General features: G+C 63.9%; 20 protein-coding genes and 1 tRNA gene. 1 reads left to right on the top strand and 20 read right to left on the bottom strand.

Going from position 1 to position 25,817, the window contains the following annotated elements; all coding sequences use genetic code 11:
* Positions 1-17: 17 nt before the first annotated feature.
* The 13 genes from cysS to nhaA form a co-directional block, all read right to left on the bottom strand.
* Positions 18-1,520 carry a cysteine--tRNA ligase gene (gene cysS, locus BN3270_RS04270; protein WP_058985927.1) on the bottom strand — a complete coding sequence of 501 codons (1,503 nt, stop codon included), beginning with the start codon at positions 1,518-1,520 and terminating at the stop codon, positions 18-20.
* Between the two features lie 66 nt (positions 1,521-1,586).
* The gene (gene cysE / locus BN3270_RS04275; protein WP_148335484.1) at positions 1,587-2,312 is read right to left on the bottom strand and encodes a serine O-acetyltransferase; all 726 of its coding nucleotides are present in this window, start codon (positions 2,310-2,312) and stop codon (positions 1,587-1,589) included.
* Between the two features lie 226 nt (positions 2,313-2,538).
* Positions 2,539-3,024: a 2-C-methyl-D-erythritol 2,4-cyclodiphosphate synthase gene (ispF, locus tag BN3270_RS04280; protein WP_058985928.1), complete on the bottom strand. Its 486-nt coding sequence runs from the start codon at positions 3,022-3,024 to the stop codon at positions 2,539-2,541.
* Between the two features lies 1 nt (position 3,025).
* The gene (gene ispD, locus BN3270_RS04285) at positions 3,026-3,901 is read right to left on the bottom strand and encodes a 2-C-methyl-D-erythritol 4-phosphate cytidylyltransferase (RefSeq protein ID WP_058985929.1); all 876 of its coding nucleotides are present in this window, start codon (positions 3,899-3,901) and stop codon (positions 3,026-3,028) included.
* 82 nt (positions 3,902-3,983) lie between these two features.
* Positions 3,984-4,520 carry a nitroreductase gene (locus BN3270_RS04290; RefSeq protein WP_058985930.1) on the bottom strand — a complete coding sequence of 179 codons (537 nt, stop codon included), beginning with the start codon at positions 4,518-4,520 and terminating at the stop codon, positions 3,984-3,986.
* Between the two features lie 132 nt (positions 4,521-4,652).
* Positions 4,653-7,220: an ATP-dependent Clp protease ATP-binding subunit gene (locus BN3270_RS04295; RefSeq protein WP_058985931.1), complete on the bottom strand. Its 2,568-nt coding sequence runs from the start codon at positions 7,218-7,220 to the stop codon at positions 4,653-4,655.
* A 714-nt stretch (positions 7,221-7,934) separates the two neighbouring features.
* On the bottom strand, positions 7,935-10,214 hold the full coding sequence (gene lysS / locus BN3270_RS04300) for a lysine--tRNA ligase (RefSeq protein WP_058985932.1): 2,280 nt from the start codon (positions 10,212-10,214) through the stop codon (positions 7,935-7,937).
* Between the two features lie 71 nt (positions 10,215-10,285).
* Complete coding sequence (gene greA / locus BN3270_RS04305; RefSeq protein ID WP_058985933.1) at positions 10,286-10,753, bottom strand: transcription elongation factor GreA; 468 nt, start codon at positions 10,751-10,753, stop codon at positions 10,286-10,288.
* Between the two features lie 87 nt (positions 10,754-10,840).
* Entirely contained in the window at positions 10,841-11,077 is a 237-nt protein-coding gene (gene tatA / locus BN3270_RS04310) for a twin-arginine translocase TatA/TatE family subunit (RefSeq protein ID WP_058985934.1), read from the bottom strand.
* 83 nt (positions 11,078-11,160) lie between these two features.
* Positions 11,161-11,237, bottom strand: a tRNA-Pro gene (locus BN3270_RS04315).
* 101 nt (positions 11,238-11,338) lie between these two features.
* Positions 11,339-12,637 (bottom strand): C40 family peptidase, encoded by a 1,299-nt coding sequence (locus BN3270_RS04320; protein ID WP_058985935.1) that lies wholly within the window; start codon positions 12,635-12,637, stop codon positions 11,339-11,341.
* A gap of 148 nt (positions 12,638-12,785) precedes the next feature.
* Positions 12,786-13,997 (bottom strand): coiled-coil domain-containing protein, encoded by a 1,212-nt coding sequence (locus BN3270_RS04325; RefSeq protein WP_058985936.1) that lies wholly within the window; start codon positions 13,995-13,997, stop codon positions 12,786-12,788.
* Positions 13,998-14,310: 313 nt separating this feature from the next.
* Positions 14,311-15,678, bottom strand: a complete 1,368-nt coding sequence (nhaA, locus tag BN3270_RS04330) for a Na+/H+ antiporter NhaA (protein ID WP_058985937.1) — start codon at positions 15,676-15,678, stop codon at positions 14,311-14,313.
* A 413-nt stretch (positions 15,679-16,091) separates the two neighbouring features.
* Here nhaA and hpf point away from each other — a divergent pair, with 413 nt between their 5' ends.
* Positions 16,092-16,661, top strand: a complete 570-nt coding sequence (gene hpf / locus BN3270_RS04335) for a ribosome hibernation-promoting factor, HPF/YfiA family (protein ID WP_058985938.1) — start codon at positions 16,092-16,094, stop codon at positions 16,659-16,661.
* Between the two features lie 729 nt (positions 16,662-17,390).
* On the opposite strand, the gene BN3270_RS04340 is transcribed toward hpf, so the two are convergent.
* The 7 genes from BN3270_RS04340 to BN3270_RS04370 all read right to left on the bottom strand — a co-directional run bounded on the left by BN3270_RS04340 (position 17,391) and on the right by BN3270_RS04370 (position 25,815).
* Positions 17,391-18,701 (bottom strand): MFS transporter, encoded by a 1,311-nt coding sequence (locus tag BN3270_RS04340; protein WP_058985939.1) that lies wholly within the window; start codon positions 18,699-18,701, stop codon positions 17,391-17,393.
* Between the two features lie 109 nt (positions 18,702-18,810).
* A complete protein-coding gene (gene rhaM, locus BN3270_RS04345; RefSeq protein WP_058985940.1) occupies positions 18,811-19,152 on the bottom strand; it encodes an L-rhamnose mutarotase in 342 nt (113 codons plus the stop codon).
* 9 nt (positions 19,153-19,161) lie between these two features.
* Positions 19,162-19,998, bottom strand: a complete 837-nt coding sequence (rhaD, locus tag BN3270_RS04350) for a rhamnulose-1-phosphate aldolase (protein ID WP_058985941.1) — start codon at positions 19,996-19,998, stop codon at positions 19,162-19,164.
* A 64-nt stretch (positions 19,999-20,062) separates the two neighbouring features.
* Positions 20,063-21,322, bottom strand: a complete 1,260-nt coding sequence (locus tag BN3270_RS04355; protein WP_058985942.1) for an L-rhamnose isomerase — start codon at positions 21,320-21,322, stop codon at positions 20,063-20,065.
* Between the two features lie 122 nt (positions 21,323-21,444).
* Positions 21,445-22,926 carry a rhamnulokinase gene (rhaB, locus tag BN3270_RS04360; protein WP_058985943.1) on the bottom strand — a complete coding sequence of 494 codons (1,482 nt, stop codon included), beginning with the start codon at positions 22,924-22,926 and terminating at the stop codon, positions 21,445-21,447.
* 2 nt (positions 22,927-22,928) lie between these two features.
* Positions 22,929-24,422, bottom strand: a complete 1,494-nt coding sequence (gene pyk / locus BN3270_RS04365; protein ID WP_058985944.1) for a pyruvate kinase — start codon at positions 24,420-24,422, stop codon at positions 22,929-22,931.
* A 154-nt stretch (positions 24,423-24,576) separates the two neighbouring features.
* Positions 24,577-25,815, bottom strand: coding sequence for a chloride channel protein (locus BN3270_RS04370; RefSeq protein WP_058985945.1), 1,239 nt, complete (start codon positions 25,813-25,815; stop codon positions 24,577-24,579).
* Between the last annotated feature and the right edge of the window lie 2 nt (positions 25,816-25,817).

The following is a 25,817-nucleotide window of genomic DNA, read 5'->3' on the forward strand; positions in this document are numbered from 1 at the left end:
TCGATTGTGCTGTGCGCTTAATCCCCGAAGGTCACGCGGGGCCCCTGCGGGGTGTCTTCCACCGTAAAGCCCAAGCCGGTAAGGCCGTCGCGCACGGCGTCTGCCACGGCGAAGTTCTTTTCGGCACGCGCCTTGGTGCGGGCCTCGAGCAGGGCGTCGACCGCCTCGTGGGCGTCGGCGCCGGCGTATCCCGCCACCTTGGCCGCCAGGTCGACGACCTCGACCGGATAGTCGCCTTCGGCGGTAGCCTCTTGGGACAAATCGATGCCGAACACGTTCATGAGCTCGCAGATCACGTCGCGCGCGCTACGCAGCACGGGCACGTCGGAAATCGACACGGTCTTGTCGCCCAGCGCTGTGTTCAGCTCGCCCACGAAGGTGAAAATCACGCCCAAGCCCCCGGCGGTGTTGAAGTCATCGTCCATCGCGAAGATAAACTCGTTGCGGGTCTCGCGCGTGCGGTTGACGATCGTGCGCGTGTCGAGCGGGCTAGGGATGTCCTGGGCGTTTTCAATCGCCCAATCGATACGGGCCACGAGGCTCTGAATGCGCTCGAGCGCCGCAGCGGCCTCTTCGAGACGGTCCTGGCTGAAGTCGAGCGGGCTGCGGTAGTGGGTCTGCATCATGAGCATGCGGAGCACGGCCGGCTTGGTGGTCTTGAGCACGTCGCGCAGCAAGAGGAAGTTGCCCAGCGACTTGCTCATCTTTTCGGCGTTGATCTGCAACATGCCCGAGTGCAGCCAATAGTTGGCGAACTTGGTGCCCCAGGCCGCCTCGCTCTGGGCGGTTTCGTTTTCGTGATGCGGAAAAACCAGGTCGGCGCCGCCGCCATGGATGTCGAGCGGCAGGCCCAGGTACTTGCGCGACATGGCCGAGCACTCGATGTGCCAACCCGGGCGCCCCATGCCCCAGGGGCTCTTCCAGGAAGGCTCGCCCGGCTTGGCGGCCTTCCACACGGCGAAGTCAAGCGGGTCGCGCTTGCGGTCCTCGATGCCGTCGACGTCGCTCGCACGCAGGTCGCGGTGACCGCTTTCGAGTTCGTCGATATCGCGGTGCGAAAGCTCGCCGTATTCCGGGAAGCTGCGCACGCTGAAATACACGTCGCCGGCAGCCTCGTAGGCATGCCCCGTGTCGATGAGGCGCTGCACGAGCTCGATCATTTCGGGGATCTCTTCGGTCGCCTTGGGACGCACGTCGGGGTCGAGCACACCCACGGCGTGCATGTCATCGATGAAGGCCTTGGTGTAGCGCTCGGCGATTTCTGCTGCCGTGGCGCCCTCTTCGTTGGCTTTCTTGATGATCTTGTCGTCGACGTCGGTGACGTTTTGCACGAAGGTCACTTTGAAGCCGCGCCACATGAAATAGCGGCGGATGACGTCGAAGGAGATGAACGTGCGTGCGTTGCCGATGTGGATGTAGTTGTAGACCGTGGGACCGCACACGTACATGTGCACTTCGCCCCGGTTGATCGCATTGAAGTCTTCCTTGGTACGCGTTTGCGTGTTGTAGAGCCTAATCATTGACAATGCTTTCCCGCTTGAGGGTCGATCGAACCCATTAAGGATAGCCGAAGCGCGGCGGGCGTGCTAGTTGGAAGAGCCGGCGTCGGCGAGCACGACGGCAGCTCCCGCGGCGACGTCGGAGGCCGCCTGCGCCGGGAATTCAGCCGGCTCCTTTACGCAGCTCAGGCGGTCGAGTCGCGCCTGCAAGGCCGCAAGGTCCCGCTTCAGCTGGGCGATTTCGGCTTCGGGCGACGTCGCCGCGACCGCAGGCTTTTTACCCACGCGCTTGCCATCTTTGATGATGATCTTGGCCGGCACGCCCACGAGCGTGCAGTTGGCCGGGGTATCCTTCACCACGACGGCGCCGCCGCCGATCTTGCAGTTGTCGCCAATCGCGATGTTGCCGAGCACGGACGCGCCGGTGCCGATCATCACATGGTTGCCGATCGTGGGGTGGCGCTTGCCCGTTTCGTTGCCCGTACCGCCCAAGGTCACGCCCTGGTAGATGGTGCAGTCGTCGCCTACGATGGCGGTCTCGCCGATAATCACGCCCATGGCGTGATCGATGAAGAGACGGCGGCCGATCTGGGCTCCCGGGTGGATTTCGACGCCCGTGCGGTTGCGGGTGCGCTGGGCAAGCCAGCGAGCGAGGCCACGATGGCCTTTAACCCACAGGCGATGCTCGCGCTGGTGGCGCCACACGGCGTGAAGGCCCGGATAGGTGAGCCAGATGACGAACGCGCTTTCTGCCGCCGGGTCCTGTTCTTGGACCATGCGCACATCTTCGGCCATTCTTTGGAAGATATTCATGTCTGCACCCTTCTCGCTAGAAGGGATTCTAACATAATACCTAGTAAACCTAGGGGAATTAGGGATATTGAAAGCCAGCGTTCGATAATTCGGAATGCGAGTAGAAACCGGCAGGGGTTCCGCTCCGCACGGACGCGCGGCAGAACCCCTGCGCACGAGCCCCCTTGCAGGCGGTGTTCCTGCAAGGGGGGGGCGATGAAGGTATGCGCACGGCGGCGAGGCGCGTCTAGCGCACCTTTTCGAGCAAGGCGACCGCCTGGGCGGAAATGCCCTCGCCGCGGCCTTCGAAGCCGAGCTTTTCAGTCGTCGTGGCCTTTACGCCGACGTTGTCAACGTCGATGCCCATGGCTGCCGCCAGATTCGACCGCATAAAATCGCGATAGGGGGCCATCTTGGGCGCTTGGGCGCTGATCACGCAGTCGACGTCGACGATTTCAAAGCCGAGTTCGGAAATATGCCCCGCCACCGCGGTAAGCAACTTGAGCGAATCGGCGCCTTCCCATTCGGGGTCGGTATCGGGAAAAAGCTTGCCGATGTCGCCGGCGCGGGCAGCGCCGAGCAGGGCGTCGGACACTGCATGGGCGAGCACGTCGGCATCGGAATGGCCGAGCAGGCCCTTCTCGTAGGGAATTTCGACGCCGCCGATGATGAGCTTGCGCCCTTCGACGAGCTTGTGGACATCGGTTCCCAAACCGATGCGGAGGCCTGCCATGCTATTCAACGTTACCGCCCTCCTCCGCCAAGCGCGTGTGCACCGCCGCCGCGAGCATGAGGAAATCTTCGGGCACGGTGAGCTTTATGTTGTCCCGCTTGCCTTCGACCACGAGTACCTTGCCGCCCAGCCGCTCGATGAGCGACGAGTCGTCGGTGCCCACGAAACCGTCGGCAAGGGCCTGGGCCTGAGCGCGGCGATAGATGTTGGCGCGGAAGACCTGGGGGGTCTGCGCGTTCCAGAAAACCGTGCGGTCGGGCGTGCCCATGATCACACCGTCTTCCACCACCTTGAGCGTGTCGACCGACGGGTGCGCGACCACGGCGCCGTCGGCGTCGAAGTTGCCCTTGACCGTGTTGATCGTATGCTCGATGAGCTCGGGGCTGATCAGGGGGCGGGCGCCGTCGTGCAGGACGACGAACTCGTAGTCTTCGGGCACGTATTCGAGCCCGTTGAAGGCGCTTTCCTGACGCAGCGACCCAGCCGGTGCGAGCACGATGGGCGTGACGAACGGGAAGGGATCAATCGCATGTGCGAGGTATTCCTTCTGGCGGTCTTCGGGGCAGACGATTACGATGAGCCCGATGTCGCCCACGGCGTCGAAGGCCTCGGCCGACCAGGTGAGCACCGGTTTGCCGGCGATTTCCACCAGCTGCTTGCCGCCTTCGCGGCCGAAGCGCTCACCGTGGCCACCGGCCAGGATGATGGCCGCGGTCTTGGGATGTTTGTCGACTTTGCCTTCCAAGCTGGCCATGTTTTCGGTGAGCGCGTCGAAGTCGAGACTCTCTAAGAGCTTTTCAGGGACATGCAGCGACGTCGGTGCGAAAATCGGGTCGACGGTCCCCGCGCACTCGCTCGCCGGTTCTTTCTCGTCCATACACGCTCCTTCACGTGACAGGGGCGCCCGTGCGCCCGATGCCCTTCATGATACAACGAGCGCACCGAAGGCGCCCTTTAGGCTAAAGCCTGTAGATGTAGCCTTCTTTGCGCGGGGCGGCCTTGGGGGACATATCGGCGTAGCCCAAGATCACGTGGCCCACGCCCACGTAGTCGCCTTCGATGCCGGCCTTCTTCAGGATCTCCTTGCCCTCGGGGCGCTCGAATTCCTCCTTGGCACGGTAGATGTAGCAGCTCCCGAGCCCCAGGTCGGTGGCGGCGAGCATCATGTTCTCGATAACGAGGTTGCCGTCGTCGCGTCCGGTGGGTGCCTGGGCGTCTGCGAGCACCACGCACACCACAGGCGCCCCGTAGAAGGGGTCCATGCCGAGCTTGACGCCCATACCGATCTCGATCATGATCTCGCGGTTCATGCGGGCGAGCTCGTCGCGCACCGCTTTGTCGGTGACGCACAAGATCACGGGACTCTGCCGGCCCATGCCGGTAGGCGCCCAGGTGCCGGCTTCGAGCACCTGGTCGAGCACGTCGGCCGGAATCATGTCAGGCTTGAACTTGCGCACGCTGCGACGCGCGCGGATGGTGGCGAGAGTATCTGCCATGGAAGGTCCTTTCTTTTCGGATTGCGCCCGGCTCCCGCGAGCGGGCGGGGCCGGGCACGAAAACGGGCGGACGACCCGCTGGCCGTCCGCCCGTGCGATGGTTATGCGTTGCGCACCGCCACGACCGAACCGTTAGTCGGCCGCACCGCCTTCGACGCTGCCGCCGCTCGGCAGGGCGCTTCCCGTGTTCGAGAAGTCGTAGCCCATCATCAGGCGCTCGGCTTCGCGAGCGATGCTGTCGCGCTTGCGCGGCGCCGGAATCGAACCCGTGCCCGCCTCGAAGGTGAGCTCGCCGTCCTTGAAGTCGACGTCGATGACCGACCCGCTCGTCCAGCGGCCTTCGAGGACCTGATCGGAAATCGGGTCTTCCAGCAGGCGTTGGATCGCGCGGCGCAGCGGGCGAGCGCCGTAGGTAACGTCGGTTCCCTGCTCGGCGATGTATCGGCAGGCTTCGTCGGTGATGTTGATCGTCATGTTCTGGGCGATCAGGCGCTGGCGCAGGTCGTCGACCATGAGCTTGACGATCTCGCTGATCTGCTCCTTGGTGAGGCTCTTGAACACGATGACCTCGTCGATGCGGTTGAGGAACTCGGGACGGAAGAGCTTCTTGAGCTCGGTGGTCACGCTCGCCTTGATGTCCTTGTCCGACGGGCCCTGCGACGAGGCGCCGAAGCCCAGCGTCTGGGTCTGGGCGATGTCGCGGGCACCCACGTTGCTCGTCATGATGATGACGGTGTTGCGGAAGTCGACCACGCGGCCCTGGCCGTCGGTGAGGCGACCCTCTTCGAGAATCTCGAGGAGGATGTTGAAGACGTCGGGATGGGCCTTTTCGATCTCGTCGAAGAGCACGACCGAATAGGGGCGCTGGCGCACGGCCTTGGTGAGCTGGCCGCCCTCGTCGTAGCCCACGTAGCCCGGAGGCGAACCGATGAGACGCGACACCGTGTGCTTTTCCATGTACTCGCTCATATCGAAGCTGATCAGAGCGTCTTCGCTGTTGAAGAGGAACTCGGCAAGAGCCTTGGCCAGTTCGGTCTTGCCCACGCCCGAGGGGCCGCAGAAGATGAACGAACCCGTGGGGCGCTTGGGGTCGGAAAGGCCGCTGCGCGAACGGCGAATGGCCTTCGACACGGCGGTAACCGCTTCGTCCTGGCCGATCACCCGCTGATGGAGCACGCTTTCCATGCGCAGGAGCTTGCTCGCTTCGGCTTCGGTGAGGTCGGAGACGGGCACGCCCGAGGTCATCGACACGACGTCGGCGATGTCTTCGGCGCCCACCTGGGGAACCTCTTTCTGGGAGTTTTCCTTCCAGTCGGCTTCCGCCTGGGCGCGCTTGCCCTTGAGCTGCTTTTCCTGATCGCGCAGGCGGGCGGCTTCCTCGAAGTTCTGGTCGGCGATAGCCGTTTCCTTCTTGCCGCGCACGTCGCGCAGCTCGTCGTCGAGGGCCGAAAGCTCGGGCGGCAGGGTCATGTTGCGGATGCGCTGGCGGGCGCCCGCTTCGTCGATGACGTCGATAGCCTTGTCGGGCAGGAAGCGGTCTTGGATGTAGCGGCTCGAAAGCGTGACGGCTTCCTGCAGGGCCTCGTCGGTGTACTTCACGTGGTGGTGCGCCTCGTAGCGGTCGCGCAAGCCCTGCAGGATGCGGACCGACTGCTCTTCGTTGGGCTCGTTGACCATAACGGGCTGGAAGCGGCGTTCGAGAGCCGAATCCTTTTCGATGTGCTTGCGGTACTCGTCGATCGTGGTGGCGCCGATGACCTGGATCTCGCCGCGGGACAGCGGCGGCTTCAGGATGCTGGCGGCGTCGATCGAGCCTTCGGCGGCGCCGGCGCCGATCAGGGTGTGGAGCTCGTCGATGAACAGGATGATGTCACCCGCGTCGACGACTTCCTTGATGCACTTCTTCAGGCGGTCTTCGAATTCGCCGCGGTACTTGCTGCCGGCCACGATACTCGAGATATCGAGCGTGAACAGGCGCTTGTTGCGCAGGATGTCGGGCACTTGATTGCTCACGATGAGCTGGGCCAGGCCTTCGGCGACGGCGGTCTTGCCCACGCCGGGCTCGCCGATGAGCAGGGGGTTGTTCTTCTGGCGTCGGCAGAGAATCTGCATGATGCGCTCGATTTCGCCCGCGCGGCCGATAACCGGGTCGAGTTTGCCGTCGGCGGCCTTCCGGGTCAGGTCGGTGCCGTACTCCTTCAGAGCGCCGCCCGACTTGGGGGCCTGCGTGTCGACGCCGGGGCGGCCGGCGAAGACCGACGACTGGCCCACGAGGTCGTTCAGGGCGCTGCGCACCGCGTCGCCCGAAACGCCCAGACGGCCGAGCACTTCGATGGCCGTGCCTTCGCCCTCGCGGACGATGCCGAGCAGGAGGTGCTCGGTGGAGATGTAGCTCTGCCCCATCTGCATAGCTTCGCGCAGGCTGTTTTCCAGCACGAGCTTCACGCGCGGGGTGAAGCCCAGATGGCCCGACACGTCGGCTTCGGGGTCGATCGTGACAATCTGCTTGATGGCGGTGACCACGTCGTCGTAGTGGACGTTGAGGCGCTCGAGCGCCTGCGCGGCCAAGCCGTCCTTTTCCTTGATAAGGGCAAGCAGGATATGCTCGGTGCCCACGTAGGGCTGATGCAGGGTTCGAGCCTCATCCTGGGCAATCACCAGCACCTTGCGCGCCTTATCGGTGAATTTGTCGAATGACATCGATGCCTCTTTCTTTCAGGCTGTGTTTCGCGAACCATCCTAGCACTCTAATTTTCCGACTGCCAATTCACCGGCGCCTAGGTGCCAATCTGACACCTTTCCGTAATGAGGGCGCCCGAACCGCCAGCGCCCCGCCGCGAACGGCGCTCTGCACGCCCGCCGCAATCGGATGCTCATCTTGCACGGTTGCTGCAGCGGGTCCGCACAAGATGCACGATCGTTGCACGCGATCCGCACAAGGTGCACGCCCGTTGCAGCAGACCCGCACAGGATGCGCGGTTGTCGCACGCGGCCCGCTCAAGATGCAGGGCCGTTGCAGCCCCCGGCTCATTTCGCACGCCCGTTGCAGGGATTCTGGCGTTCGGGCCCCGTATGCGGGGCCTTCCGCTCGTTTCGCACGGCTGTTGCAGGTCGAACGGGGAAATCCCGCTCATCTTGCAGGGTCGTTGCAGGAATCTGCACAAGATGCACGGCCGTTCCCAGTTTCGCCTGCATTTCCCTTGCAAAACGAGTTTTCGAAGGGCCTTTTCCCGTTCGGGTTGCAATCCCCGTGCATTTTGAGCGGGCCGGCGCGGGGAAACGAGAGGATGCGGGGATGCGGACCCGGTACGGGCGCAAGCCCGCGCAACCCGACGCGACCGACCACCCCCCACACGAAAAAGCGCCCCGGCTTGAAACCGGGGCGCTCATACAGGGCAATTGCCTCTTATCGCCCTACTCAGCGGGCCGGAAGCTATCCTTGTCGGGGTCGATGGCCTTCATGGCCTCGATCACGCTCGCGAACAGGTCGGGAAGCTCCATGCCGAGCAGGTCCGCCCCATGCGCGATGACGTCGCGGTCGCAGCCGGCGGCGAAGCTCTTGGTCTTGAACTTCTTCTTGAGCGATTTCACCGTGAAATCCTGCACCGAATGGCTCGGGCGTACGGCGATGCAGGCCTGGATGAGGCCCGACAGCTCGTCGCAGGCATAGAGGACTTTTTCCATGTGCGCTTCGGGTTCGGGCAGATCGGCGCGCAGGTCGGAATTGTGCGTCTGGATGCAGCGCGCCACGAGCGGGTTGGCGCCCGCTTCGGCCAGCATTTCGGCGGCCTTGACCGTGTGCTCCTCTTCGGTGGGGAACTCTTCCCAGTCGAGGTCGTGCAGCATACCCACGATGCCCCAGAAGTCCACGTTCTGAGGGTCGTACTTTGCGGCATAGTAGCGCATGAGGCCTTCAAGGGTCTCGCCGTGCACGATATGGAACTCGTCCTTGTTATGGGCTTTGAGCAGTTCGAGCGCCGCCTCGCGGGTGATGCCGGCATCGAGCTTATCGCCTTCCGCGGGCGCGGGCAGGGTGCTCACCCACTGAGCGTCGGGCGCCGCGTCGGCAGCCGCGCCGTCCTTGGCGCCCAGCTCGGCCGCAGCCGCGACTTCGGCGCTCGTCTCAGCCACGTCGGCCGCGGCCTTGGCCGCCGCCACGCCCTTGGCGTTGGGGTTGTTGGTGTTGCGCTCGGGGCGCATGTGCGGGAACAGGAGCACGTCGCGAATCGAGGGCTGGTCGGTGAGCAGCATGACCATACGGTCGATGCCGATGCCGATGCCACCCGCCGGGGGCATGCCGTACTCGAGCGCACGGATGTAGTCGGTGTCGTATTCCATGGCCTCTTCGTCGCCGTGGCGCTTGGCTTCCATCTGGGCGGCGAAGCGGCTCTCCTGGTCGACCGGGTCGTTGAGCTCGGTGAAGGCGTTGGCGTACTCGTGGCCGGCGATCACCAGTTCGAAGCGGTCGGTGAGGCGCGGGTCGGAAGGCTTGCGCTTGGCGAGCGGCGACACCTCGACCGGGTAGTCGCACACGAAGGTGGGGTTCACGATCTCCTGCTCGCAGAGCTCGTCGTAGAGGGTGAACAGGAGCTTGCCCGCGCCCCAGTCCTCCTGCCATTCGAGCTTGTTGGCGTCGAGCAGGGCGCGCAGATGCGCAACGGGCGTGTCCATGTCGACGTGCTCGCCCACATGGGCGCTCACGACCTCGGCCAGCGGGATGCTCTTCCAGGTGCCCGACAGGTCAATCGTCTGGCCCTGGTATTCGATGACCTCGGAATCGCTCACCACGTGCAGGCCGGCCTTGATGAAGCCTTCGGCCAGCTCCTTCATGCTGTCGATGTCGCCGAAGGCCTGGTAGGCCTCGATGGTGGTGAACTCGGGATTGTGGGTGTGGTCCATGCCCTCGTTGCGGAAGATGCGGCCGATTTCGTAGACGCGGTCGAGCCCGCCCACCAGGCAGCGCTTCAGGTGCAGCTCGGTGGCGATGCGCAGGTAGCATTCCTGGTCGAGCGCGTTGAAGTGGGTGATGAAGGGCTTGGCGTTGGCGCCGCCCATGATCTCCTGCAGAATCGGCGTTTCGACCTCGAGGAAGTCGAGGCTGTTCATGTAGGCGCGGCAGGCGGCGATGATCTTCGAGCGGTTCACGAAGACCTGCTTGACGTCGGGGTTCACCACGAGGTCGACGTAGCGCTGACGGTAGCGGGTCTCTTTGTCGGAAAGGCCGTGGAACTTTTCGGGCAGGGGGCGAATCGACTTGGACAGCAGCGTGAAGCCGTCGACGGCGATGGAGAGCTCGCCGCGCTTGGTGCGCATCATCGTGCCCTCGACGCCGATCCAGTCGCCCATGTCGAGGTCTTTCATCTCGGCGAAGGCCTCGTCGCCCAAAGCGTTCACGCGGCAGAAGAGCTGGATGTCACCCATTCGCTCGCGCAGGACCATGAACATGATCTTGCCCTGGTTGCGGATCGCGATGATGCGACCGGCGGTCTTCACGCGGTCGTCGGTGCTGGCGCCGTTTTCAAGGTCGGCGTAGTCGCGCTGGAGCGCGTCGACATGCTGGTCGTAATCGAAGCGCATGCCGTAGGGGAACTTGCCGGCAGCGAGCAGCGCCTCTCGCTTGGCAAGGCGCACCTTGCGCGGGTCGTCTTCGATTTCGGTAACGTCGGAGCCGTTGGTGCGGTTCTCGTCGCTCATGGGTCGTCCTTCCTTGTGCGCGTGCGCGCGGTCGAAACGCAAAACAGCGGCCCGCTGGGGGCCGCCGCTCGTTAGTGCTTGATGGAAACGATGGTCATCGGAATCTCGCGGCCGGTCGGTCCGATGGCCGTCACTTCGTCGCCCTTCTTATGGCCGATGAGCGCGGCGCCCACCGGGGATTCGTTGGAAATCTTGCCCTCGCGGACGTCGGATTCGGCAGCGCCCACGATCGTGAAGTCGCGCTGCTTGCCGCCCATATCGACAGTGACGGTGCACCCCACGGTCACCTTACCCGACCGCTTGGAGGTCGCCACGACGGTAGCGTTGGCAAGGATGTTGGTGATTTCGGCGATGCGGGCCTCCATCAGGCCTTGCTCGTTCTTCGCGTCGTCGTATTCGGAGTTCTCGGAAATATCGCCGAACTCGCGCGCGACACGGATGCGCTCGCCCACTTCGGCACGCTTCTCGGTTTCGAGGTAGTGCAGCTCGTCTTCGAGCTTCTGCTTGCCTTCTTCGGTGAGGATGTTCTGATCAGCCATGGTGATTTCCTTCTACGTAAATGGAAAATGCCCTTTCGGGCACATTCCAGCCAAAGCGCCGCAGCGCCTCTTCTGTTGCGAGATGCGCTATTCGGCGTCGGACTTCTTCTCGTCCTTCTTCTCGGCTTTCTTTTCGGAAGCGGCTTCGACATCGTCCGCCGCGTCGGCGTCTTTTTCCTTGCCGCCGTTCATGCCCTCGCGCAGGCTCTTGATGCCCTTGCCGAGCGCGCTGCCGAGCTTCGGCAGGTTCTTCGGCCCGAAGATGAGAAGCACAACCACCAGGATGATGATGAGCTCAGGTACGCCGATTCCGCCTAATTTCATGCAAGGCCTCCTAGGAAGGGAATGAAATGCCCGTACTTCTGAAAGAGGGGACGCACCTTTCGGACACGTCCCCTTTAACATCGTGGTCGGGTTGACTGGATTTGAACCAGCGACCTCTGCGTCCCGAACGCAGCGCTCTACCAAGCTGAGCCACAACCCGTTTGCTGTTTGCAGCGGTGGCTATGTTACCACAGAATGCCCGAGCGTGGCGCAAAAGCTTCTGCGCTCGGCAAAAAATGTCCATGCCTTACGCGCGACGCGCTAAGGACGGACGATCTTCATCCCCGACTGGATCGAAGCCACGCATACGGTGGCGCCCGTATGCGGAGCGTGGATCATCTGGCCGCCGCCGATATAGATGCCCGTATGGCCGGTGCGCACGCACACGTCGCCGGGCTGGGGGTTGCTCACGGCCGGATAACCCATGAGGGACGACGTGGTGAACACGCGCGAATGGGAACCGGTGATGCAGTAGCTCACCAGGCCCGAGCAGTCGTAGGCGTAGGGACCCACGGCACCCCACTTGTAAGGCGCGCCGATGCAGGCGCGCGCGCGACCGACCACGCCGGAACCGCCGTCGTAGGTCTTGCCCGACGACTGCGACGGCTTTGAGGTGTTCGTCGAAGAGGCCGATCCCGAAGTGGAATGGGAGCCGGTGGAGCCGGCGTTGGTCGAAGTCTGCGCCTGAGACTGCGACTGCGTAGCGGATTGGCCGCCGCCGTTTCCGCTGCCATTTCCACCGCCGTTTCCGCCGCCGTTAGTGGCATTGCCGCCGTTGTCGTTGCCTCCGTTGCCGTTGCCTCCGTTGCCGCCCTCGTCGTTTCCGCCGTTGTCGGCGTTCTGGGCGGCCGCAGCCTCCGCCTGGGCGCCGGCTGCCGCCGAAGCGGCGACCGTCTGGGCGGCGAGGGCGGCATTGGCCTGCTCGTTGGCGGCCTGCTGCTGGGCGACGAGCTGCTGCACGTCGGACGACAGGCTGTTGTAGGTCGACTGGTACTGGTTGACCAGGTCTTGGGCATCGTTGACCGCCTGCTGGGCTTCGCTGGCCTTCTGGGCAGCCGTCTGCTCCTGAGCGGCGTATTCGGCCTTGGCCTGTTCGAGGGCATCGCGCGAATCCTTCGTGGCAGACACGAGGTCGGCGGTTTCCTGGTTCATGTTGTTGATCAGGCTCAGGCCCGTGGCGAAATCCTCGAAGGAGGTCGACCCGGTGAGCACGTCGATGATCGTGCTGCTGCCGGTGCGGTACATGCCACGCACGCGCGTGGCGAGCTTGCCCTGGTTGTTTTCGATCTGCCCGTTAAGGGTGTCGATCTGGTCTTGCGCTTCCTGCTGCTTCTGCTGGGCTTCCTGCTGAGCGGCCACGGCGTCGTCGTACTCGTCGGCCTTCTCGTTCAGGGAGTCCTGCATGGCGTTGAGCGAAGCGAGTGCGGCATCTGCCTGTGCCTGCTTGTCGGCAATTTCATCGGCGAAGGCGAGCGAGGGGTTCGCCGCCGCCAGGATGCCCGCTGCCGCCGCGCCCAAAACGAACGAACGGCGAGGAATCTGGGTCGTCCTCTGTTCCATGCGTGCCTACCACCTTTGCTACAAATCGATGAACGTGCTGAATCAGTCTTGTGTCACGCGCCCCATCATACGCCTCAAGTACGGTCGCTTCCGAGTCCCCTGAACCAGAAGATGCGCACAAAGGCGCATCTTGCTGGGCATATGAAAATTACATGCGGACGATTTTCGTGCCGCGGATGGCGGAGACGCGGACCACCGCACCCGTGTGCGGCGCTTCGATCATCTGGCCGTTGCCGATGTAGATGGCGCAATGATGGCTGCTGCAGGCCACGATGTCGCCCGGGCGCGGGTTGCTCACGGCCGGCAAGCTATAGAAGGAACTCGCCGTTCCGATGCGCGAATGCCTGCCCGTGATGCAGTAGCTCACCAGGCCGGAGCAGTCGTAGCCGTCGGGGCCCACGGCGCCCCAGACGTAGGGCCTGCCCAAGCAGGAGTAGGCGCGGGAGACGGCGTCGCCGCCCGAATAGCTGCCCGACGAGCCCGAGGACGATCCCGACCCCGAAGACGAGCCCGAAGAGCCGGAAGAGGATCCCGACGAGCCCGAAGCGGAGCCAGAAGACGAATTCGAGCTGCGCTGCTGCTGGGCCGCCTGCTCCTGGGCTGCGGCCGCTGCTGCGGCGGCTGCCGCCTGGCGCTGCTGCTCTTCGAGGCGCGCCTGGGCCTGAGCGGCGTTCAGGTCTTCCTGAGCCTGGCGCTTCTGCTCGATGAGCTGCTGGACTTCGGCAGAAAGGCTGTCGTAGGTCTGCTGGTACTGGGCAACGAGCGCTTCGGCCTCGTTTTTCTTCTGCTCGGCTTCGGCAGCCTTCTGGTCGGCCACTTCCTTCTGAGCTTGGTACTCGTCGTAGGCCGCCTGCTGGGTGGCGCGCTCGTCTTTGACGCTCGCAACGAGTTGGGCGTCTTCCTGGCTCATCTTGTCGAGCAGGTCGAGCCCCGTGGCGAACTCTTCGAACGACGAGGAACCGGTGAGCACGTCGAGGAAGGTGGAGCCGCCCGTGCGGTAGGCGCCGCGGACGCGCGTGCTGATCTTGCCCTGCAGCTCTTCAATCTTGGCCGTCGATTCGTCGATCTGCCGCTGGGCTTCGTCCATCTTGTTCTGGGCGTCCTGTTGGGCGTCGAGCGCGTCTTGGTATTCGTCGGACGCCTGGTCGAGGCTGTCCTGCATGGCGTTGAGCGAGGAAAGGGCCGATTCGGCTTGAGCCTGCTTGTCGGCCGCTGCGGCGTTGGCGCTGTCGAGCGCGCTTTGCGCATCGGAAACCGGATCGGCGAATGCGATGGCTGGTCCCAGCGCGGAAAGCGCGGCCACGGCGGCTGCGCCGGATACGAAGGTGCGTCGAGGGACGGTAGGGTGTTTAGAGGTCATAGAGGGGTCCCGTCTAAAAGTCGATGAGGGCTTTTCTGGATGCCCATTTTATGGGTGGAAAAGAGAGCGCGCAAACGATCGACGCCCGAGCGACGGCGGCTTACTTTGTAACCTATACACATAAGCGAACAGGTGTTCCCGTATGCGTAGACATCGGCGCCAACGGGCGTTTCCCCACATCACAAGATATGGTCTTGCCGCAGGAAAGGCCCCCATATACGCGCGAAGGCGGTCCGAAAACCGCCTTCGTCAAATGTGGAGCGAATGTGGGCACGCGAGGTTTCCGCGACCGATTCGCAATACTGTACGCGTATTAGACCTCAGAGCCCGCAGGCGCTTCCTCTTTGGGACGCGTCGCACACCTGAGCACGACAAAGCCGGCCGTGCCCGCCACGATCGACGCCAAGAGGATGCCCGCCTTCGCCACCGTGATGACCGCGTCGGACGTGAAGGCAAGGTTGGCCACGAAAATGGCCATAGTGAAGCCGACGCCGGCGAGGACCGAAGCGCCGAACATCTGCAGCCAGGTCACGCCTTCGGGGAGGTTGGCGAGCTTGAGCTTGACCACCAAAAAGCTCGTGAGCATGACGCCCGTGGGCTTGCCGAGCACCAAGCCGCACACCACGCCCAACAGCACAGGGCTCGCGAAGAGGGCTTCGACGGAAAGGCCGGTAAGGCTCACGTCAGCGTTGGTGAGGGCGAAGATGGGCAGGATGAGGAAGTAGACCCAGGGGTCGAGCCGATGGCTCAAACGCAGCGCGGGCGGCACGGCCTGGCGCGCCACACGCGACAGCTCCCCGATGGGCGCGAGGAAGGCGCCCTGCGTGATCACCAAGTTGGAGGGGTCGAGCGCCTCGTTGGCTTGGCGAAGCTTCTTTTCGCTCCAGGCGGGGAATTTGGCCGCATCGACGTTGGTCGTGCAGGGAATCGTGAAGGCGAGCAAGACGCCGGCGATCGTGGAATGCACGCCCGACATGAACACGCAGTACCACAAGACCACGCCCAAAACCAGATAGGGCCACAGGGAATAGGTGTGGGTGCGGTTGAGCGCAACGAGCGCCACCATGACGAGGGCGGCTGCGCCGAGCCAGGCAAGCGAGGGCGACTGCCCGTAGAAGATGGCGATCACGAGGATGGCGATGATGTCGTCGGCCACCGCGAGCGTGCTCAGGAAGACCTTGAGCCCGTTGGGGACGCGGTCGCCCAACAGCGACAGGACGCCCAAAGCGAAGGCGATGTCGGTGGCAGTGGGCACGCCCCAGCCGGACGCCGTGGTCGACCCGCCGTTGAAGGCCAGATAGATAACGATGGGCGCGAGGACGCCGCCGAAGGCCGCCACGACGGGCAGAAGGGCCTGGCGGGGGTTCGACAGGTCACCCGCCACCACCTCGTACTTGATTTCCAGGCCCACGAGTAAGAAGAAGACGGCCATGAGCACGTCGTTGACGATATGGGCGAGCGACATGTGCCGTACGATCCCGCCCACGCCGAGCGTGACGTCGGCGTGCCAGAATTCCAAGAAGGCCGGATAGACCGGGGTGTTGGCAACGATAACGGCCACGATGGCCGCGACGAGCATGATCATGGCCGACCGCGTGGTCGACGAGGTGAAGTCTTGCCAGCGCAGGCGGCGCTGCTCGTGCTTGTGGACTTCGGGGATGTAGGGACGGTTTGCAGGCATATGAGCTCTCTCTCCTCAGGGGCCCATGGGTATCGTCCCTTCACTCTACCACGGCGGAAGAAGGGCTCTTCCCCGCCCCGGTTTCACCGCCATCGAACCGCTACGTTTGCGGCGCGCCGGATTGCCTACGCTTCCGGGCGCATCCATCCCCGCGAGGGCGACGGTCTCCGCCCCCTTAGCGCACGAACGTGCGTTTACGCAGGTCAGACAGGACATTACCCCTCTCGGGCACGGGGTTGTCCTCATTTCCCCACCGAAGAGAGGGGATTTACCTGGGGTAATGAGCAGGAAGCGCTATACTTGGATCACCAGCTTGGAAGAAGGGTTGCGATGCACGATTCTTAGCCATCGTCCGTGGTGCGCGCCCCTGCTTCCCGGCGTTTTTTATTCCCTACACACGAGAGGTGATACGCATGGAGATCAAAGTCACCGGCCGTAAAATGCCCGTAACCGACTCCTTGAAAGACTATGCTGAAGAAAAAATCGGCAACTCTATGAAGGTTATGGACATCGATCCCCTGTCCGCCGACGTCGTTCTTCACATGGAAAAGAACCCCTCGATCGCCCTGCCTGCCATTTGCGAGGTCACGATGACCGCCAAGGGCCACCTCATCCGCGTTGAAGAGCGCGAAGAGGACATGTACGCCGCCATCGACGTGGCAGCCGCCAAGGTCCTGCGCCAGCTGCGCAAGTTCAAGACCCGCGTGGTCGAACACAACACGCGCACCGACGCGAGCTCGATTCGCACCAAGGCTACCGAAACCCCCGACTTCGACGCGCTTATGGACGAACTGGCCGACGACGCCGTCGTGCGCGTGAAGGACGTCGACTTCGAGCCCCTCACGGAAGAAGAGGCCCTCGTGCAGATCGACCTGCTCGGCCACGATTTCTTCGGCTACATCGACCGCGACAGCAGCGCCTTCTGCATCCTCTACCGCCGCAAGAACGGCGGCTACGGCCTGCTCAAGCAGAAGCTCGACTAAAAGCTCAAGCGACGCCAGGGCCCTTCGCCAGCGACCGCATATATAACAGTAAACGGCCGACCCACCCGGGTCGGCCGTTTTGCGTTATAAGGCAAACAAGAACGCTAGTCGGAATCGATTGATTCTTCGCTCCCCTTCGGTATCGAAGTCGCCACTCTCTTGCAGCGTGAGCCCATAGCAGGAAGCGAACAAGGCCCGCCTTGGCCACGCAACGAGCAGCGAGAGCCTAGGACCTCAACGCTGAAACGATTTCAGCTGAGAAATGGCTTGCCGATCAAGTTTTCGAAGGCAACGCACGCTCTTCAGCCGCATACCGCACGTGTTCGCAATCATTTCCCTTGGCAATGGGCTTTGGCTGACCTGAAATATGTACAGCTAATCGCTCTTAGATCGCCACAAGAATGGCATACGCGAGGAGAGCACTCGAAAACTTGATTGACAGACCATAGGAGGGCCGAAATCGTTTCGGGCCGCGCGCGGAACGCAACGAGCCCGCACCGCCGCAGATGGTGTCGCCCTCTCGCGCATGCTTCCCAACGGGGAATCCCTCCAAACGCCACCATACGATCGCACGCGAACGGGCAGCGTAATCGGCCGGCGACGGCATGCGGGTACGCCGGGGCAGCCAGACCCTCCCCTACTCAAAGAGGCCCCGCAGCTCTTCGCCGCAGGGCCTCCGTTCAAGTTGGCCGCACACGAGTGCGCGCCGCGCGACAGGCAATGACGATGCTAGATCTGATCGCCGTAACGCTCTTTGGTGATCTCGTCGAGTGTCTTGCCCTGGGTATTGGGGCACCACACGACGCCCACGACCAGGCTGATGAGCAGCACGACGCACATGATCACGGCAGCCGGGAAGAAGCCGGCCGGGTTCGCGGAGATATCGCCCATGATGGCGCCCACACCCACAAGCGACCACACGCCGAGCGCAGCGCGCACCAGGAAGAACATGATGCCCTGGGCACCGCCGCGGTACTGGGTGGGGAACAGCTCGGTGCCCCACAGGGCGTAAAAGCACTGGGCGGAGAAGCCGGCGGACACGCCCCACAGGATCACGTAGACCCACAGGACCCAGCCCATGGAAGCGCTCGTGCCATTGGTCAGCGAGATGCCGAACACCGCGATGGCGACCCAAGACAGCAGGGCCATGAAGGCGCCCACGCCGAAGAGGACGCGATGAGGCACCTTGTCGCCCAGCTTGCTGAAGATCGCCAGCGAGCACACGGCGACGAGTACCCACTGCACGAGGCCCAAGATGCTCTGGCCGGTGGCGTCGATGTTGCCGGCGGCAGCGTAGAGGTAGGGCATGAACTGGCCGTTGGTGCCGGCGGCCAGGTTCCAGGTCAGGTAGACGGCAACGAGGAAGACGATCGTCTTGATGTTGATCGGGTTCTTCAGGGCGTTGCCCATCATGCGGCCGAAGGAGACCTTTTCGCCCTTAGCCTCGTTCTTTTCGGCCCAGTCGGCAGATTCCTGCAGCTTGCGCTGCATGTTCCAGGCCACAAGGGCCACGATGAAGAGCACGAGGAAGAGGATGCGGGCCGATACCATGGGGGTCACGACGAAGGACATGATCAGCGACAGGAAGAAGATGATCGCCGGACCGCAGCTCCATGCGAACTGGCTGATGCCGATGTTGGCCGCGCGGTGCACCGAAGCGCTCGTTTCGGAAATGTAGCTCCAGGACGCCGGTACGCCCGCACCGACCGAAAGGCCGGACAGGACGATGCCGATGATGATCATCGCCGGGTTGGCGGCGATCATGCACAGGAGCACGCCGAGCGCGTACACGAGCAGGTTGTAACGGTAGATGATCGTGCGCCCGAAGCGGTCGGTGAGGAAGCCGCCGATGAGCGCGCCCACGGCGGCGCCGAAGGCGTTGGCACCGATAGCGCCCAGGATGGACACCATGCCGGCATCGAAGCCGAAGGCGGCCGCCCAGGCGGTAAGACCAAGACTGCTGGCCACGATGCAGCCGGAGTCGAGGAAGTTGGTAAGGGACACCGCGATGGTGCTCTTACGTTCTTGGGAGAGTGACACAAGAATCCTTTCTTTTCTAAATGTGCACACAACAAGCGAGCGCGCGCCGGGCAGCGAGCGCTCGCTTCGCTAACCACACGCGCCTCTGCCAGCGCGTGGAAAAGCCTCGCTAGTCGAGATGGAAGGCGCAGGGCAAATCGACCGACACCGGCGAGTTGTCGGCGTTGGTCTCCATCACGCTGGCCATGAAGTCCCACCACTTGCGGTTGATCGGCGTGTCGGCCGACTTGGCGTAGGTGTCGGGATCGTCGACTTCGATGTAGCCGAAGAGGGTGTTGGTCTCCTCGTCGATGAAGATGCTGTAGTTATGTCCGCCGTATTCGTGGATCATATCCTGCATTTCTGGCCACAGCTCGTTGTGGCGCTTTTCGTATTCGGCGGCAAACCCCGGGTAGAGCTTCATCTTGAAACCCTGGATGGTCCGCCCTTCAGCGGTTTTCCGTACGGTCATATCCCTCACCTAGTCCAGAAACGCCTTGTTGGGCTCCACGTTGAAATCGCGGCAGACGGCCTTGAGCTGGTCGTCGGTAATCAGATAAGCGGGCTCGGCGCCGCCGTTGGCCGCCTTGGCCATCAGGTAGAGCTGGGCCGACTTCTCGATCGTGTGCATCAGGCCGAAGGCGTCGTCGAAGCTCGAGCCCGACACGAACAGGCCGTGCTGGGTCCACACGCAGGCGGCATAGTCTTCCATGAGCTTGCTCGTGGCCTCGGCAATCGCGGCACCGCCCGGCACCATCCAGGGCACCACGCCCACGCCGTCGGGGAAGACGATGATGCATTCGGTCATCGACTTCCACAGGATGCGGCTCCACGTGCGGGCGTCGGGTTCGACGATGGTGGAAAGGGCGATCACGTTGGGGCAATGTGCATGGTAGATGATGCGGTTCTCCCCATCAGTCGCCTGGGCGCGCACCGCGTGGTTCATGATGTGGGTGGGCAGCTCGCTCGTGGGGCGGCCGCCGTTGGACAAGCCCCACACCTTGCGGTAGGCGCTGCCGTCTTCGGAAAGCTCGACGATTCCGATGCTGTCGGTCAGGTCGATGCTCACCTTGCGCATGTACTTGCCCGACCCGGTGGTGATGAAGAACTGGCCGCCCAGGCTCGGGGCCTTGATGCCCAGGTCGATCCATTCGTGGCCCTCGCCCTTCAGGTTGAAATAGGGCTCGCAGACGTCGAAGTCCTCCTGGGTCATGCGGTAGGTGAGGTTGCCGCCGTTGCGCTCGTGCCAGCCCTGCAGCCATCCGTCGTTGCAGGTGCGCACGAAGCGCCGGATGCAGTTGCTCTGTTCGATTGGCATGCGATCATACTTCCTTCCGTAAAAAAGCCGGAGACGGCTCCCGTCCCCGGCAGAATGTCGTTGGCTATGCGCGCTTCGAGAGGACCTCGTCCTCGTATTCCTTGACCTTGGGCCAGACGTTGGCGTCAACGGGCACGCCCGCGCGACGGCAGTACTCGTCCCACACGATGCCGAACGGCATGGTCTTGAACTGCTCGAGCACCATCATCTTCTCGGAATCCTGGAAGGTGTTCTGCAACTCCTTCAGACGCTCGGTGGGCTGCAACAGGCCCCAGAGCAGGGCCTTTTCCATCGTGCGCATGCCGGTGGCCCAAGCGCCCACGCGGTTGATGGCGGCGTCGAAGAAGTCCATGCCGATCATCGACTTCTCCCACAGACCGGGCACGCGGACGATTTCCTCGCCGAGCTCCTTCATCGTGTCGTTGAAGAGGGTCACATGGTCGGAGTCCCAATGCATGGGACGCGTGACGTGCAGGGGGATGTAGGGGAAGAACAGCGACAGGCTCGACAGCTTGTCGGGCACGTCTTCGCCCACGTTGAAGTGGCCCAGGTCGTTCAAGACGACGAAATTGCCGCCCTTCTTGGCCGCGTAGGACACGTAGAATTCCTGGTTGCCCACGGTGAAGCCCTCAACGCCGATGCCGAAGAGCTTCTGCTCCATCGAATCGACCACGTGCGGGGTCTCGAAGGAGTAGATTTCATCGAGGGAGTTCTTCAGGTTCTCGCGCAGGCCGAAGCGGTCGGTGGGAACGTCCTTCAGGCCGTCGGGGATCCAGAAGTTGTTGAGCACCATGTCGTCGAGCTCTTCGCCGATCTTCTCGGCGATCTTGCGGCAGGCGATGCAGTGGCGGATCCAGAAGTCGCGCGTGGCCTTGTCGGGCGACGACACGGTGAGGCCGTGGTTGACCATGGGATGGCTGAACAGCGTGGGGTTGAAGTCGATGCCGAAGCCGTTCTTCTTGGCCCATTCGACCCAGGGCTTGAAATCGTCGTAGACGAGCTCGTCGCGGTCGTGCCAGGGATTGGCGTCGTTGAAGACGGCGTAGGAAGCATGCAGGTTGATGCGCTTTTTGCCGGGGATGAGGCTTGCGGCCTTTTCGAAGTCGGCGGTGAGCTCCTCGAAGGTGCGGGCGCGGCCCAGGTAGTTACCCGTGGTCATGATGCCGCCGGACGCCGCGTTGTCCTTCTGGTCGAAGCCCATGACGTCGTCTCCCTGCCAGCAGTGCATGGAGATAGCCTTCTGGGAAAGCTTCTCGATGACGGCGTCGGTATCGATGCCGTACGCGGCGTAGGCTTCCTTCGCGTACTCGTAGATGTCGCTCATAGTTCTCGCTTTCTCTATGCGTGTGAGCAAGATGAGGGCGCCCCGCAAGGCGCCCCTCTCCTTTCAGACCACATACCGTTTTTTCAGACCGTATGCGGAATGCAATTGAGCCGTGGTTGATTCTACTGCTTATTTGCCGCGGGTTCCACGACGCCGATATCGAAAGAGCCATGGATGGCGTCGCGCGCCTCCTGCAGGCTGGCGAAATCCCCGGCATCGAGGAACTGGACGATCAGGTTGCCCAAACTCGTGCCTTCCACCGGGCCGGCGTAGACGGGCAGGCCGCAGGCGTCGGCGGTGATCTGGTTGAGGAAGCCGTCTTGGCAGCCGCCACCCACGATGTTGATCGACGTGTAGTCGCGGCCCGTAAGGGCGGCCAGGTCGGCAATCGAGTTGGCATAGCACTGAGCCAGGCTGCGATAGACGCAGCACATGAGCTCGCCCACCGTAGCGGGCACGGGCTGGCCGGTCTCGCGGCACGCCGCGCGGATCTCGTCGATCATCGAAGCGGGCGCGAGGAAGCGGTCGTCGTTGACGTTGACGTAGGCTTCGAAGCCCCGGGCGGCGCGGGCGGCTTCGATCAGGTCGCCGAAGCCCACCTGGCCCTGGCCTTCCCAGGCGATCGCGGTGCTGCGCTGCGACTTGCCTTCCACGTAGTCGACCCCGTTGAGCTCGCGGCGAATCGACTGGACCATCCACAGGCCCATGATGTTTTTCAGGAAGCGGAAGCGCACCTGGTAGCCGCCCTCGTTGGTGAAGTTCTGCAGGCGGGCGGCCTCGCTCGTGATCGGACCCTCGTGCTCGACGCCCAGAAGGCTCCAGGTGCCCGACGAGATGTAGACCGCATCGTCGTCGCGCGCAGGCACGGCCAGGAAGGCCGAACCGGTGTCGTGAGTGGCGGGCAGCATCACGCGGCAGTCGAAGCCCACGGCCTCGCGCACTTCGGGCGTGAAGCCCCCGAGGGTGGTGCCGGGCATAAGGGGCTTTTCGAACAGGCCCGCGTCGACGCCGATCGCGTCGAGCACCGCCGGATCCCAGTCGCGCGTGCGGGCGTTGAGCAGGTTGGTGGTGGTGGCGTTGGTGTACTCGTTGGCCATCACGCCGGTAAGGCGGTAGTTGAAGTAGTCGGGCACCATGAGGAAACGCGCGGCCGCGTCGAGCTGGTCGGGGTGCTCCCGCTTGAGGGCCATGAGCTGGTAGATGGTGTTGAAGGACTGGCGCTGGATGCCGCAGGTACGGTAGAGGGCGCCCGGTTTCATGACGGCATCGAAGCGTTCGGGAAGACCTTCAGTGCGGGAATCGCGGTAGGCCACCGCGTCGCTTACGAGCGCGCCCTGGCCGTCGACCAAAACGAAGTCGACGCCCCAGGTGTCGATGCCCATGGTTTCGGGGACCATGCCGCGACGCTTGCACTCCCGCAAGCCTTCGAGAATGCTCTCGTAGAGGGAATCGATGTTCCAGCAGTCGTGGCCGTTGCGACGCACCTGGATGTTGTCGAAGCGGTAGACCTCTTCCAGGCGGATGACGCCGTCCTCGACGTAGCCGATGACGTGGCGCCCGCTCGAGGCGCCGATGTCGATGGCCAAATGATAGCGGGTGGACATGGCTATGCCTCCTTTTCGACGGCGTCGGTCGCTTTGATCTGCACCACGTGCATGACGTTGGTGGGAGCCGCTTCGGTCGTGCCCGCGGGGCAGTGCGGAAGAAGGGGGCTCGTTTGCGCGTCGCCGGCCGTGAAGACGGTCAGATCGCCCGGCGCGACCAGCATGCGGCGGCAGACTTCAGCGCGGGCGGCTTCGATCGTCTCCGACATCGAAGCGTTCTCGACGGCGGCGAGCATGGGTTCGACCCCCCACAGAAGCTGCATGCGGTGCATGACCCGCTCGCGCTGGGTCACGGCGTAGATCGGCATGCTGGGACGCAGGTTGGAAATGAGGCGGGCGGTGCGGCCCGACGTGGTGGGCGTCACCAGGCAGCGGGCGTGAATGGCTTCGGCCGTGTGCACAGCGCTGCGGCCCACCATCGACGCGCACCGCTCCTCGTCGGTGGGAAAATCCTCGACGTTGACGGGATTGGCCTTCACATAGGGCTCGCTTGCCGTGGCGATCTTGACCATCATGCGCACCGACGGCACGGGGTACTTGCCCACCGCGGTTTCCCCGGTGAGCATGAGGGCGTCGGCCCCGTCGTAGACGGCGTTGGCCACGTCGGCCGCATCGGCGCGAGCCGGGCGCGGATGGCGCATCATGGAATCGAGCATCTGGTTGGCGATGATGACCGGCGTGCGGTGCTGGTTGCACAAGCGCACGATGCTCTTTTGGACGTGGGGAACGCGTTCGGGCCCCACTTCGACGCCCAAATCGCCGCGAGCGATGACTACGCCGTCGGAAGCCTCGACGATCTCTTCGACGTGGTCGACGCCTTCGGCGTTTTCGATTTTGGCGATCAAGGCCACGTCGGCACCGCCGTTTTCGGCCAGGAAGGAGCGCACGATGCGCATGTCCTTGGCGCTGCGGGCGAAGGGGACGCAGATGAAGTCGACGCCCATCTCGATGCCGAAACGGATATCGTCCTGGTCCTTGGGCGTGAGCGCCGGACGGTTCAGGGGCGTGCCGGGAAGGTTGATCGACTTGTGGTTGGCGAGCATGCCGGTGTTCTGCACCGTGCAGAGGATGTCGCCGTCCGCGCGCGCCTCGTCGACGGCGAGTTCGATGAGGCCGTCGTCGATGAGGATCGAGGTACCCGGCTCGACCTGGCGCCACAGCCCCTTGTGGGATTGGGTGACCAGGCGGTCGGTGCCTTCGACGTCGCGTTCGGTAAGGGTGATGTGGCGGCCGGCCTGCAGGCGGATCGGCTCGTTGCCCGCGAGCCGGCCCGTGCGGATGTCGGGGCCGCTGATATCCATCATGATGGCCGTGGGAGCCTGCATTTCCCGGCGGACCTTCTTCAGGCGCAACATGCGCGCGCGATGGGCGGCGTGAGAGCCGTGGCTGAAATTGTAGCGCGCGATGTCCATGCCCGATTCGATGAGGTTGCGCAGGGTGGATTCGCTGTCCACCGCTGGGCCGATCGTGCAGATGATCTTCGTTTTCTTGCGCATGCGCATCTTTTCTGTCGGCAGTTGTCGGTAGCGGCATCCACCCGCCGAGCGGACGGGCCCGCTGGGCGAATACCGCCTGCTATTGTAAACGAATCGCACGAGACGGGCCCGCTCGTTGCAGGGCGAATACGCCATCGGGGCTTCCGCCGCCCGCTTAGCTCCGCGCCGCCTTATGGCGTTCGACGAACCTGCGCACAAAGGCCCAGCGGCGCGGGTCGATCGTCCAGTCGATGCCGCCGTAGAGGGAATCGCGCCGAGCCGCCACCGCTCCGAAGAAGGCCGCGAGTGCGAAGAAGGGCGCGCCCGCTAGCCCGCACACCTCGACGGCCATGAGAAAGCCGCCGAAGGGGCTACGGGCGGCCGCGGCGATGCAGGCGGTCATGCCCACCGCCGCCGCGAAGGGCACCGGCCAGCCCGCCGCTTGCCCCAAGGCGCAGCCGGCGCAGGCCCCCATGCAGATCACAGGCATGATCGCGCCGCCCTTGAACCCGAAGGCCAAACAAATCGCCGTGAGGGCGAATTTCAGAAGCCACACCCACCAATCGATCGGCGTGCCCGCGAACAGGGCCGCCACGGTCGCGCCGCCCGTGCCCGAGGCGGCGTCGGTGCCCGCACCGAGGGTGAGGACCGCCGCCGCGCCCGCCCCCACGAGCATGCGCGTATACAGATTGTCGAAGGCCTTGATGCAGAAGGTGCGCAGGACCTTGAGCGCGAAGACGAACAGGAGGCCCAAAGCCGCGCAGGCCGCTCCTACCGCGCAGGCGGCGACCCAGGCCGTACCTGCTTCGGGAACGGCGACGGGGCCCAGCTGGATGCGGCCGATGCCCAAGACGCTCGCAATCGCGTAGGCCACGCCCGCCGCCAGCGGGACGGCCAGCATGCGGACGTCGAGGACCTGGGCGCGGCTCTGTCGGCAGATTTCGACCACGAAGACCACGGCGGCAAGAGGCGTGTAGAGCAGGGAGGCCACCATTGCGGCCATGCCCGCCATCATGAGCACGCGCGCATCACCTTCGCGCCCGCCCACAAAGCTCACGAAGGGGTCGGCGAGCGCCCCGCCCATCTGCAGGCCCGCAGCGGTGTGCCCCACCGACCCGCCGCCCAGGTTGGCGAGCGGCACGCACGCGAGCAGGGCGCAGGCGAGCCTACCGGGCACCGTGCGGTCGCGGCGCAGGTCAGCGATCACATTGGGGGCGTCAGTGTTGAAGGGAATCTTCAGCCGGTGGTAGACCCACACGGTCGCCGCGCCCGAAAACGGCAGCAGAGCAAGAAGCGCGGGCGCGGCGCGAAAGGCCCCTTCGGCCCCGAAGGACAGGGCTTCGAAGGCCACCGCGACCAGTCCGCACACGACGCCCAGAAGGACCGCGGCGGCGCACCAGCGCAGGGCGCGCACGG

Origin of the sequence: Hugonella massiliensis (genome assembly GCA_001486445.1) — a bacterium.
Taxonomy (GTDB): Bacteria; Actinomycetota; Coriobacteriia; order Coriobacteriales; family Eggerthellaceae; genus Hugonella; species Hugonella massiliensis.